Source organism: Streptomyces durhamensis (assembly GCF_000725475.1).
Classification (GTDB): Bacteria; Actinomycetota; Actinomycetes; order Streptomycetales; family Streptomycetaceae; genus Streptomyces; species Streptomyces filipinensis.
This window is the reverse complement of sequence record NZ_KL647049.1, coordinates 11,750-22,317: the sequence shown is the minus strand read 5'-3', so window position 1 is coordinate 22,317 and position 10,568 is coordinate 11,750. Positions and strand designations below refer to the sequence as shown.

The window sequence follows — 10,568 nt, the reverse complement described above, 5'->3', positions numbered from 1 at the left end:
CCGACAGCAGCAGACTCACGGCCGACGCCCCGTCACCGCATCAACAATGGTGCACTTTCATCCGTACGAGGTGGTGCACGTTCGCTTGTACGCCGACACACCGTCCTCGCTGCCACCACCCCCGGTCTCACGGGCCGCTGGCTGTCCCGTTGTGCTCTGCGACGAGATCCACTCGGCCAGACCGTACGCAAGTCCCACCCCAAGCGTTCAGGTAGTCCTGCATGGGATCGGGGGCCAGGTCCGGCTGGTTCGTCGGCGCGTCTTCGGCTTCCTCCGCCCGCCTCGTCACCGCGCTGGCCGTGCGCACCGCGACTCGGCGAACACCTGACCGAGCCTGTCGGGTCGCGGAGACGGCGGCGCCGTAGACCGGACGTATGGTGCTGCGACCGCCGGTGGAACCGACGCTGGCGCAGGCCCGCGACCGGCTGCCTCCTCCTGGCGTCTTGCCCGGCGGCCTGGTCTTTCAGCCGAAGTTCGACGGTTCACCAGACACGAAATTGTGTCTCACCGCACGTGCTTGATCAGGGCTCCTACCTCCACCAAGCTGCTGCTCAGCCGTACGGCGGTAAGTGCACGGAGGTCGAGTGCTGCTGTTCTTCGCCGACAGGCGGAAGGTCTGGAAGGTCGAGTCGGTCGCTGGGCTCGATCCGGGAGCAGCTGACGCTGCTGTTCGAGCGGTACAGGGTGCCGGCTGGAACACCAGTGCTCTTGGACGATGCGATGCGGCCGGTCGAACCGCTGTGCTCGTGGTTCCGCCGTCTGGCGATGGACCGCCTGGATCCGAAGACCATGAAGGCGTATGCCCACACCGTCCCGATACAGGCTGGCTCCCATCCAGATGCGTGATGCTCAGTCGGGGACGGCGGGTTCGTCCCGCTCGTCCCCACCTGCCGTCAGAGCGTGGTTACACGCTGTCGCGCACACTCCCACTCCCGATGTTCGGCGCGGACGCGGTGCCACAGTCGGGCCCGCGCGGAGGCGTCGACATCGGCCAGGTTCAGATGGAACACATCGACCAGTACGCCGTACCACTCGGCGGCCGCGTCGATGATCCGCTCGTGCGTGCCTTCGGCGTCGATCCGGCGCAGCATGCAGCCGCGCAGCATGTCCACGCCCTTGGCGTCGCGGAGCTGGACCTGGAGAACCCTGACGAATCCGGACTCGGGGGACGAGGACAGCCGGTGGTGCTCCGCGGCAAAGGAGGACAGCTCCACGGGCTCGGGCGCGAAGACCATCGCCGTGAAGGCGCCACGGGGGTCGTGGGTGAACCGCCAGCCGCCGGGAACCACCGCCGACGGGGCCATGGCATAGGTGAACGGCCCCTGGGTGTACGTGCCTTCGCGCAACGGCAGCGGCTCGTACATGCCGCCGGCGAGCCCTGTGTCGACCAGCCACCGCTCGCCGCCGAGCCCCACGGTGAGTGCGAGATGGTCACCGCCTGGGCCCGCAGGGTCCTCAACCTCGTCCTGCACTCCGGCCCGGTGCAGGGTCACGTCGTAGCCGAGGGCCGTCAGCAGCGCGGCGAAGGCCCCGTTGAGGTGGAAGCAGTAGCCGCCGCGCCCGCGCAGGATCCGGGACACGGATTCCTCGGCGCTGATGCCCGTCGGGCGTTCGAGCTGGTTGTCGAGGGTCTCGTAGGCGACCCGTTCCACCTGCGCACGGTGCAGCGCCCACAATGCCTCGGCGGTCGGAGCCGTCGGTCGGGCCACCCCCAGCACGGCGAGATACCCGTCGATATCCATCATGCTCCCCCTCATTGTTCGAACGAATGATCACATGGAAGCTGTACGTGATGTCAGGACGAGGGGGCGGCCGCCTGCATGACCGCATGCCAGGGAGTGGCGTCGAAGATGAGGCGGATGGTGTCGATGCGGCCGTCGGTGAGGTGGAAGTGTTCGGCGGTGCGTTGAGTGCCGATGGCCGGGACCGAGGTGTGGACGTCGTAGACCAAGGTTGCTTCGTCCTCGCCGTACAGTTCGCTGACCAGATCGACGCCGGTCACGATTCCCAGGAACGCGTCCAGGCCGCTCAGGTGCTGGTGCGTGCTGTCGGAGGTCAGCAGAGGGCTTTGGAAGTGGAACGGCTCGCCGAGAGTTCGGGCGGCGGCCGGGATGTCGCCATGGAAGCGGGCATGGTGGTAGGCGCGGACGGTGGCGCGTGTCGTGGCCGTTGTCATGTGGGGTTGACCTTTTCGGTGGCGGTGAGGTGGGCGGCGATGCGCTGCTGGTTCTGAACGAGCCTTAGGCAAAGGTGGCGGAGCTGGTGCAGGTCGGAGTCGGTGAATCCATGGAACAGCGCCGTCATCGCCCGCTCTGTCGGTGTCCGGAATTCGTCCAGCCATGTCAGGCCGGCCGGGGTGATGCGGACGAGGATGGACCGGCGATCACCGGGGTCGGGGTCGCGTCGGACGAGCCCTTCGCGTTCGAGTGTGTCGACCAGGCCGGTCGCGTTGCGGGGAGTCATGCCTGTGGAACGGGCGAGGTCACCGAGATTCGCACCGGCTTCGCCGAGCGTGCGTAGCCGGATCAGGACATCGCTGGCTCCCACGCTGAGACCACGGCCTTCCGATCCGTGGGTGCGAAGCCGCTCAACGGACCTGTGCGCGGCGCGCGCCGCGGCAGCCGCCTCCAGGGGCAGGGTGTCACCCCCTGCCATGAACTCGGCCATGGCTTCGCGGACTTGACGGTCGTAGAGCAAACCGTCCGCGTCCTGGACGAGCTGCTCGAAATTAGTTACCTGCTTCATAATGAAGTAGTATGCGATCCCGTGAGGTGCCGTCAAGGGGAGCGGATCAAACCCCCCGCCGACAGCCCTCCGCAGGCAACACAGCTACAGCCAGGGCCTGGTGGGCCCAGGTCTCATGAGCACGTTCGTCGTGGCTGGGCGGGCCGTGTCGTGGTTCTTCCGTCAGCTGAACTCGCCCGCATGGTCGATGGCCCACCGTGCGAAGGTGCCGGCCGGTCGGCCAGTAAGGCGCTCCACGTGATCGGTGATGCGGTTTGACTCTGGCCGGCGCAGCGAAGCGGCAAACAGTGCCTCGACCAGCTGCTCGGAACCTCCGCCGGTGAGCATGCGCGACCGTGAGAGGTCAGCGGTAGCCGCTTGGAAGCGCAGACGGCGCCGGAGTGCGACACCAAGAAGAGCGACCTGGTCGGCTCGACCCAGCACCTCGGGTCCTGTCAGCAGAGGCGGCTTGTCGTCGAGTTGGTCGTAGTGTCCGAGCAATACCGCTACGGCGGCATCGGCGGCGTCGCGCTCGTCGACGACGGCTGTGCGCGCGATGTCCGGGCCCGACACCACGTCGCCCGCTTGCAGTTGTGGGATCCAGCCGCGGGCGTTGGACGCCAATGTGTCGCTACGCAGCACCGTGGGGCGCAGGCCGGCATTGCGGAGCAGGGCTTCCACATCCGCGTGAACCTGAACTATGGGATCGCTCTGGCGATCGGCCTCGTCGTCGATGGCTGTCGAGGACAGGTAGACGACACGGGGTGCCGCTGCGATGAGTTCCGCGACCAGGTCGTGGGCAAGGGCGGAGTCGAGCAGTGGCCAGATCAGAAAGACGGCGTCGATGCCGACGAGCGCGGCGCGCAGGGCGGCGGGGTTTGTGAGGTCGCCGACCGCCCACTCGACTCCGGGATGCGGAGCGGCTCGATCACGCACAAGGCATCGTACGTGCGCGCCGTGGGCTTGGAGGCGGTCAACGACCTCACGGCCGAGGTTGCCGGTCGCGCCGGTGACCAGTATCGATGGACGGCAGGGGAAGCCCGTGGGGCCAGTGGATCAGGCATGATCGAGACGCTAGGGGTTCAAGTCGACATGAAGGCAAGGCGCGTACCGTGAAGACGATCGGAGAAGTAGCCGCAGCACTCGGAATCGAAGCCCACGTGCTGCGTCACTGGGAAGAGGTGGGGGCACTCACCGTACGTCGCGACGGCAACGGTTACCGCATCTACGATGACGACGCGGTGGAGCAGGCACGCACGGTACTGAAACTGCGGCGCGTCGGTCTCTCGTTGCCCGAGGTCACCGCCGCCATGGCGCCGAAGAAGTCGGTGGCGCAGGCGGTCGTGAGGGCGAAGATCGCTGAACTTGAAGGAGAAGTCGTCCAGCGACAGGAGGCCATCACCTTCCTGCAGCACACCGTCGAGTGTCGGCATCGCTACCTCGACGACTGTCCGGACTGCGCGACCTTCGTCCGTGAAGCTTGAGTCGCCCATCCCCCTGGGAACGTCAAGTGTCGGGTGGCCCCGGCCGTCAGTCGGACCGTCTCGCATCATGATCCTCTCCGGCCGCGCATGCTCGGCTCTTCCCGGGTGCGCGGTCGGTTTCACCCGGTCGGCGCCGGCGGCGGGCAAGGTTGTGGCTGTCGAGGCGCGGCTGGCGTGGGAGCCGTCGGGTTTGACACTCTGAGCGAGGGTGCGGGCGAAACCCTGCGTGTGACCACTCGGCTCTGCTGGAGCTGCAGGTGTGGGGCAGCTGCGGGCCTCGATGGCGAAGCGCACCGGGCTGTCGAAGTCGACCGCCGGGCGGATGCGTACAACTCGGGCCGGTCGTAGGTGACGCGTTCTGGGTACCGGTGGGCGGTGGTGCGCTCGGTCTGCGCGGAATTCGACAAGCCCGCCACCGTAGGACGCCGAGGCCGGCGATCCCGGCGCAGACACCGCCGCACCACCGCGTGCGCTCAGCCACGGGCGCCCGCGGTGCGTGGTTGATGTCTCTGAGACACACTCCAGTCTGGAGAAGGACGGGTACCGGGCACTGGTCTATACGCCGAGCCCCGCGCCGGGCCCTGCGCTGATCCAGTCGCGTCGGGGTATCTTGATCCAGGCCCGGTTTCCCGACCTGGTCCAGGCCGCGGTGGGGCTGCCCGATGGCCTTGTCCTCGATGGCGAACTGGTCGTCTGGACCGAAGACCGGATGTCGTTCGAGGCAGTGCAGCGCCGCGCGGCTTCCAGTGGGCGGACGGCCGTACGGCTCGCCGAGGAGCTACCCGCTCATGTCATCGTCTTCGACGTCCTTCAGGTCGACGGCCAGGAACTGCTGCGGGAACCGTATGGCCAGGAGGGATCGGTGATCCGCGGGAGGGAGTAGCAGTATCTTCCCGGCGGGCATCATCGGAGCGATCACTGGCACCCTCCACCACCCCCAGAGCCTCTTGCTGGGCCGGTACGACCAGGACGGCGTGTTGCGGCCCGTGGCCCGCAGCACCCAACTGCGCCCCGACCAGGCGGGCTCGTCGCCGGCCGGCCCGCCGCCCAGGCCTCGCTGACGGCGGACGCCGTGGGGGTCCCGGACTCCACTGGACGTTGTTCTCGTCAAGCCGGAACTGGTCGGTGAGATCGACGTGGACCGCGCCCAGGACCTGGGCGCCTGGCGTCACCCGGTGCGGTTCGTGCGGCTCCGGGAGGACGTGGCGCCCGGAGACGTCGCGGCGTTCGGGGAGGGCGCGGTGCCGGCCGCCGGATGACTCGCGCCGGTAAGCCGGAGGGACGCTCGGCGGCCTCGGCCGCCTGGCAGGCCGCGCAGATCAACTTCTCTGGGGCAAGCGCTGTGGCTTGAGGTGGAGTTCGACGATCCTGTGCAGCTCAGCGTCAGTGTCGCTGACAGTGTCGGGCACAACAGGGGTGGCGCCATCGCTGAATCGAGCGATGGCGCCGTTCTGCGGGGATCACCTGTTCAGCTTTGGCAGGCGCACCCGGCGGCGCCCTTGGCTTCGCTGACGGTGGTGGACGGATCGGTCGCCTGTTCAGTTGGGGTGCAGCAGGCGGTGACGCCGCAGCAGGTGTCTTGTGTCGCCGACGTTGCGGTGGTTGCCGCGTTCGGCTTGGTGGCGCGGACGATGGCGGAGTGCATGCCGTCGGCAACCGCATGGGTGGGAGTGATTTCGATGTCCGTGAAGCCGGCCGCTTCCAGGCCCGCCCGGTATTCGGTGAAGGACAGGGCTCCGGCGATGCAGCCGACGTAGTCGCCGCGCTCGGCCCGCTGGTCAGGGGTTAGGGTGTCGTCGGCGATGACATCGGAGACGCCGATCCGGCCGCCGGGCTTGAGTACCCGGTGCATTTCGGTGAAGACGGCAGGCTTGTCGACGGACAGGTTTATCACGCAGTTGGAGATCACCACGTCGATGGTGTGCGCGGGCAGAGGGATGGCCTCGATCGTGCCCTTCAGGAACTCGACATTGGTCGCGTTCGCCTTCGCGGCGTTGGCAAGGGCGAGGGCGAGCATTTCCTCGGTCATGTCGAGCCCGTATGCCTTGCCGGTGGGGCCGACGCGGCGGGCGGAGAGCAGGACGTCGATGCCGCCGCCGGAGCCGAGGTCGAGGACGCGTTCTCCCTCGCGCAGTTCGGCGACGGCGGTGGGGTTGCCGCAGCCGAGGGAGGCAGCGACGGCCTCGGCGGGCAGGGTGTCGCGCTCGTTGGCGGCGTACAGGGTGGAGCCGAAGTTCTCGTCGACCTCGACCGGCTCGGGGCCGCAGCAGGCGGTGGCGCCCTCGGTGACCTTCACGGCTGCCGCGGCATACCGCTGGCGGACGGCCTCACGCAGGTCGGTGGGCTTGTCGTTCATGATTCACTCCCCGGGTGACGGGACATGGCGGTGCCCCGGAACTGCTTGTATTGAAGTTCATTGATGCAACCTTGCGCCCTGGATCGAAAAACGTCAACATAGAGGCATGTCGAAACAAGAGCTTGAGGTGATCGGCCAGGACGCCGCCTGCTGCCCGGGCCTGTCCGCCGCGCCTTTGGACGAGAACCAGGCCGCCGATCTGGCGAAAGTCTTCAAGGCACTGGGCGACCCGGTCCGGCTGCGCCTGATGTCGATGATCGCCTCCCGCGGCCGAGACGGGGAGGTGTGCGTGTGCGAGCTGACTCCGGCCTTCGACCTGTCCCAGCCGACGATCTCTCACCACCTCAAGCTCCTGCGCCAGGCCGGTCTGATCGACTGCGAGCGCCGCGGGACCTGGGTCTACTACTGGGTGCTGCCCGGTGTCCTCGACAAGCTCGCCGCGTTCCTGACCACCACCCAGCCCGCCGGAGTCACCGCGTGAACGCCTCCCTCGGCCGTCGCGTCGCCGCCGAGGCGATCGGCACCGGGCTGCTGGTCGCGGTGGTGGTCGGCTCCGGCATCCAGGCGACCGAGCTGTCGCACGACATCGGTGTGCAGTTGCTCGGCAACTCCCTCGCCACGGTCCTCGGCCTGGGCGTGCTCATTCTGCTGCTCGGGCCCGTCTCCGGCGCGCACTTCAACCCGGTCGTCACGCTCGCCGCCTGGTTCAGCGGCCGTCGCGGTCCGGACAGCCTGGGCCTGCGGGACGTCGCCGCATACGTGCCCGCCCAGATCACGGGCGCGATCGGCGGCGCGGTCCTGGCCGACGCGATGTTCGCCAAGCCGCTGGTGAAGTTCTCCGCCCACGACCGGTCCGCCGGGCACCTGCTGCTGGCCGAGGTCGTCGCCACGGCCGGGCTGATCCTCCTGATCTTTGGCCTCAGCCGGATCGGGCGTGCCGCGCTCGCCCCCGCCGCGGTGGCTTCGTACATCGGGGCCGCGTACTGGTTCACCTCCTCCACGTCCTTCGCGAACCCGGCGGTGACCATCGGCCGGACGTTCACCGACACCTTCGCCGGCATCGCCCCGATCTCCGTCGCCCCGTTCATCGCGGCGCAGCTGCTGGGGGCCGGGGTCGGGCTGGGGGCCGTCGCCGTGCTCTACGGCCGCCCAGTTCCCGCCGCGGATGAGGTCGTCGTCCCGCACGGCGAACCGGAACCCGCCGTCTCCTGACCGATCCGATCTCCCGAGGAAACTCCTGTTCATGAACTCTTCCGCCACGCCGCGCCCGTCGGTGCTGTTCGTCTGCGTCCACAACGCCGGCCGCTCCCAGATGGCCGCCGCCTTCCTCACCCACCTCGCGGGCGACCGCGTGGAGGTCCGCTCCGCCGGCTCGGCTCCCGCGGACACCGTCAACCCGGCCGTCGTGGAGGCGATGAAGGAGGTCGGCATCGACATTTCCGCCGAAACCCCGAAGATTCTCACGACTGAGGCCGTCCAGGCATCCGATGTCGTGATCACTATGGGATGCGGCGACACCTGTCCCGTCTTCCCCGGCAAGCGGTACCTCGACTGGCAGCTCGACGACCCGGCCGGGCAAGGCGTCGAGGCTGTCCGCCCCATCCGCGACGACATCGAGACGCGCATCCGGGTGCTGATCTCGGAAGTAGCACCCGGCTGACTGGCGGGTCATTCACGCTGGTTCAGGGCCCTGGTCAGCTGCCGGTTGGCTTCCCGGGCGGCCTCCAGTTCGGCCGACCGTTCCTCCAGGGACGCTCTCACTTCGACCATTTGCTGTTCCAGGCGCGTGACCGTCTGTTGGAGTTCTTCGACATCGGCGGTTGCTCCGAGGCCGGACTCTCGCCAGACCTGTTCTCCCAGTGCTTGGGACAGGCGGTTCTCCAGTTGCTGGACCCGTGCGGACAGACGGGCGGCGCGGGCATTAGCGTTGGCCAGGTCCGCTTGCAGCGATGCCCTGGTGGCCGTCCCTGGTTCTGGTATCTGACCAGCCGCCCGAAGGCCGGCCGCGTGGAGGAGCTCCAAGAGGTCGCGGTGGCGGTAGAGGAAGGTCCGGTCGACACGGGCTGCTCGGGCGATGGCCGATGCGGTCAGGGGTCTGCCCTGGCGCGCGGCAGTCGTGATGGCTTCCTGGACGCGGCTGCGGCGCCGTTCGGTGCCGGCCTCGCGGCCGTTGCTCATCGCAGAGGTCACGTCGGGGTCCTTGTCGGGCGGACGTCGGGAACGGGCTGGCGGACACGGGGCATGCCGAGCGTGACAGTGCGGCTGCGGCGGACGAGGGTGACTGCCTGTTCGATCTGGGCGCGGTCCTCGGGGGCGAGGTCTTCGAGGTCGGTCTGGACGCGTTCGATCAGGCGGCGCACCCGGCGGATTTCTTCCTGTGAGGGCATGGCCTGGGTCCGGGCCCAGCCGTCGGCTTCGAACGCGGACATCAAGCGTTCACGGCTGCGGAGCAGGTCGGAGAGGTGTGCCTGGAGGTCGGGGAGGTAGGAGACGTCGGTGGAGAAGTGCTCGCAGCCCAGGCAGCGGAACCGCAGTGGGCAGGCGTGGCCGCCGGCCGCGACGTTGGAGGGTTCACGGCACACGCCGTAGGGGGTGGCGACCTCGCCGATCGCGCGGCGGACGTGTTCGGAGTCGAGCAGACTCTTCGCAGCACGCCAGACGCGGTTGCCGTGCCGGTCAAACTGCAGGGCGGTGACCCGGTCCACGGCTTCGCGTTGGCGTTCCGCGCCCACGCGGTAGTAGCCCATGGTGGTGCTGATCAGCCGGTGGTCCATCAATTCCTTCAGCATGTCCACCGGGACCCCGGCATCGGCGTGCCGCTGGGCGTAGCAGTACCGGTAGGCGTAGGGGAAGATCCGGGTCCTGTCGAACGGCACCAGTTGCGTGACGCGGCTGTCTGCGCGGACGACGACGACCGGCACGAGGAGATCGGGGAGGGAGTCCACCCAGGCCCGGTGATGGGTGGAGATATCCACGAGGGGTTTGGTGCCCTCCGGGTTGGTCTTGGGCCTCGTAGGAGCCGCAGCCGGGTCTGGTCGGCGGTGGGGAAGCGTTCGCGGACGCGCTGCTGCTGGCGGCGGATGGTCGCGGCGGTCTCGGCTCCGATCGGCAGGCGCCGGGCGAGCCGGTACGCCTTGTGGTTGTCGTAGACCAAGACGTCAGAGCCGTCCGAGTCCTGCTCAAGGCAGTTGAGGGCAAGGGTGTTGATCTCGTCGGGACGCCGTCCGGTGTCGATGAGCAGCTCGGTCGCGACGCGCACCTCGATACTGCTCATGGCCTCCAGCTCGTCGAACCGGGCACACAGCTCGCGCATCACCTCCTCCGGCAGGTCACGCCCGGCCTCAGTGTCCTCCGGCTCGTCGGGCATGTCTTCCGGTGAGATCGCGAAGTCGGTTGGCATCCCCTCCAGCATTTGTCCGGGCGAGGTGAGGTCGAGGGCGCGGAAGCGGAGCAGGACCCGGCGGACGAACCGGGTGAAGGCCAGGCGCCGGGCCGGGCTGATCTGCTCGGTCGAGGTGAAGTAGCCCATGCGATGGGTGAAGGCGACAATGTCGCTGCGTCCCCGTGCCGCGGGCACCGCGCCGCGATCCGGACGCTGCACCCGCAGGCTCTCCGAGAGCATGCCCATGGCGGCGATGATCGCGCGGGCGTGCTGGACAGCGTTCTTGTTCCGGCGCCGGGGCAGGTCGTCGTACACCCTTGCCGGATCTGTCACCTCCCCCAGCTCCAGCACCCGGTGTGCGCGCGGCTCTTCAAGACCTGCTGAGGTGCTGGACCGGCATCTGCAACACCTGCGGCCGACCCCTGGCGACCAGCAGAACCAGAACCTAACGAAGCACTACTAGTGACCTGAGTCAGAGGTTCGTCGTTGGTTTGGTGTGAATCGCCGTGGACCGAAGATCCCACCGTTGTCGGTGACGGATGCCCAGCGGACTGTGCTTGAGGGGTGGGTGCGTCGCCGGTCGACGGCTCAGGCTCTGGCCTTGCGGTCCCGGATCGTTCTG

General features: G+C 68.3%; 14 protein-coding genes. 6 read left to right on the top strand and 8 right to left on the bottom strand.

Annotated elements, in window-relative coordinates; translation table 11 throughout:
• Window positions 1-893: 893 nt before the first annotated feature.
• From IO33_RS0143520 to IO33_RS49055, 4 genes are all read right to left on the bottom strand, one after another.
• Window positions 894-1,745 carry an arylamine N-acetyltransferase family protein gene (locus IO33_RS0143520; RefSeq protein ID WP_031174564.1) on the bottom strand — a complete coding sequence of 284 codons (852 nt, stop codon included), beginning with the start codon at window positions 1,743-1,745 and terminating at the stop codon, window positions 894-896.
• A gap of 50 nt (window positions 1,746-1,795) precedes the next feature.
• Window positions 1,796-2,176: a hypothetical protein gene (locus IO33_RS0143515; protein WP_031174563.1), complete on the bottom strand. Its 381-nt coding sequence runs from the start codon at window positions 2,174-2,176 to the stop codon at window positions 1,796-1,798.
• Entirely contained in the window at window positions 2,173-2,745 is a 573-nt protein-coding gene (locus IO33_RS0143510) for a MarR family winged helix-turn-helix transcriptional regulator (protein WP_031174562.1), read from the bottom strand. The genes IO33_RS0143515 and IO33_RS0143510 overlap by 4 nt, the downstream gene beginning before the upstream one ends.
• A 162-nt stretch (window positions 2,746-2,907) precedes the next feature.
• The gene (locus IO33_RS49055; RefSeq protein WP_078964187.1) at window positions 2,908-3,741 is read right to left on the bottom strand and encodes an SDR family oxidoreductase; all 834 of its coding nucleotides are present in this window, start codon (window positions 3,739-3,741) and stop codon (window positions 2,908-2,910) included.
• A gap of 95 nt (window positions 3,742-3,836) precedes the next feature.
• Here IO33_RS49055 and IO33_RS0143500 point away from each other — a divergent pair, with 95 nt between their 5' ends.
• The 3 genes from IO33_RS0143500 (at window position 3,837) to IO33_RS53720 (ending at window position 5,467) form a co-directional block, all read left to right on the top strand.
• Entirely contained in the window at window positions 3,837-4,208 is a 372-nt protein-coding gene (locus IO33_RS0143500; RefSeq protein ID WP_031174560.1) for a MerR family transcriptional regulator, read from the top strand.
• A gap of 496 nt (window positions 4,209-4,704) precedes the next feature.
• Window positions 4,705-5,091 carry an ATP-dependent DNA ligase gene (locus IO33_RS53405; protein ID WP_051927341.1) on the top strand — a complete coding sequence of 129 codons (387 nt, stop codon included), beginning with the start codon at window positions 4,705-4,707 and terminating at the stop codon, window positions 5,089-5,091.
• Between the two features lie 253 nt (window positions 5,092-5,344).
• Window positions 5,345-5,467, top strand: coding sequence for a hypothetical protein (locus IO33_RS53720; RefSeq protein ID WP_280921971.1), 123 nt, complete (start codon window positions 5,345-5,347; stop codon window positions 5,465-5,467).
• Between the two features lie 209 nt (window positions 5,468-5,676).
• Here IO33_RS53720 and arsM read toward each other — a convergent pair whose 3' ends face one another.
• On the bottom strand, window positions 5,677-6,564 hold the full coding sequence (arsM, locus tag IO33_RS0143490) for an arsenite methyltransferase (protein WP_031174559.1): 888 nt from the start codon (window positions 6,562-6,564) through the stop codon (window positions 5,677-5,679).
• Between the two features lie 106 nt (window positions 6,565-6,670).
• Between arsM and IO33_RS0143485 the strand changes: the two genes are divergently transcribed.
• From IO33_RS0143485 to IO33_RS0143475, 3 genes are read left to right on the top strand one after another with little or no spacing between them, the layout of a single operon-like run.
• Window positions 6,671-7,045 carry an ArsR/SmtB family transcription factor gene (locus IO33_RS0143485; protein WP_031174558.1) on the top strand — a complete coding sequence of 125 codons (375 nt, stop codon included), beginning with the start codon at window positions 6,671-6,673 and terminating at the stop codon, window positions 7,043-7,045.
• Window positions 7,042-7,776, top strand: a complete 735-nt coding sequence (locus IO33_RS0143480; RefSeq protein ID WP_031174557.1) for an aquaporin — start codon at window positions 7,042-7,044, stop codon at window positions 7,774-7,776. Before IO33_RS0143485 ends, IO33_RS0143480 begins: the two co-directional genes overlap by 4 nt.
• A 31-nt stretch (window positions 7,777-7,807) precedes the next feature.
• Complete coding sequence (locus tag IO33_RS0143475) at window positions 7,808-8,224, top strand: arsenate reductase ArsC (protein WP_031174556.1); 417 nt, start codon at window positions 7,808-7,810, stop codon at window positions 8,222-8,224.
• 8 nt (window positions 8,225-8,232) lie between these two features.
• Here the strand turns inward: IO33_RS0143475 and IO33_RS45640 are convergent, their stop codons facing one another.
• Genes IO33_RS45640 through IO33_RS52010 form a run of 3 tightly spaced genes read right to left on the bottom strand, consistent with a single transcriptional unit; the run spans window position 8,233 to window position 10,279 of the window.
• Window positions 8,233-8,754 carry a DUF6262 family protein gene (locus IO33_RS45640; RefSeq protein ID WP_245236101.1) on the bottom strand — a complete coding sequence of 174 codons (522 nt, stop codon included), beginning with the start codon at window positions 8,752-8,754 and terminating at the stop codon, window positions 8,233-8,235.
• Entirely contained in the window at window positions 8,751-9,353 is a 603-nt protein-coding gene (locus IO33_RS53400) for a hypothetical protein (RefSeq protein WP_245236100.1), read from the bottom strand. The genes IO33_RS45640 and IO33_RS53400 overlap by 4 nt, the downstream gene beginning before the upstream one ends.
• The gene (locus tag IO33_RS52010; RefSeq protein ID WP_209439037.1) at window positions 9,347-10,279 is read right to left on the bottom strand and encodes a hypothetical protein; all 933 of its coding nucleotides are present in this window, start codon (window positions 10,277-10,279) and stop codon (window positions 9,347-9,349) included. The genes IO33_RS53400 and IO33_RS52010 overlap by 7 nt, the downstream gene beginning before the upstream one ends.
• Window positions 10,280-10,568: the final 289 nt, after the last annotated feature.

What these genes read in the sequence shown, in the direction of transcription:
- IO33_RS0143520 (WP_031174564.1), bottom strand. Translation starts at nt 1,745, where the DNA reads ATGATGGATATCGACGGGTATCTCGCCGTGCTGGGGGTGGCCCGACCG.
- IO33_RS0143515 (WP_031174563.1), bottom strand. Translation starts at nt 2,176, where the DNA reads ATGACAACGGCCACGACACGCGCCACCGTCCGCGCCTACCACCATGCC.
- IO33_RS0143510 (WP_031174562.1), bottom strand. Translation starts at nt 2,745, where the DNA reads ATGAAGCAGGTAACTAATTTCGAGCAGCTCGTCCAGGACGCGGACGGT.
- arsM (WP_031174559.1), bottom strand. Translation starts at nt 6,564, where the DNA reads ATGAACGACAAGCCCACCGACCTGCGTGAGGCCGTCCGCCAGCGGTAT.
- IO33_RS0143485 (WP_031174558.1), top strand. Translation starts at nt 6,671, where the DNA reads ATGTCGAAACAAGAGCTTGAGGTGATCGGCCAGGACGCCGCCTGCTGC.
- IO33_RS0143475 (WP_031174556.1), top strand. Translation starts at nt 7,808, where the DNA reads ATGAACTCTTCCGCCACGCCGCGCCCGTCGGTGCTGTTCGTCTGCGTC.
- IO33_RS53400 (WP_245236100.1), bottom strand. Translation starts at nt 9,353, where the DNA reads ATGCTGAAGGAATTGATGGACCACCGGCTGATCAGCACCACCATGGGC.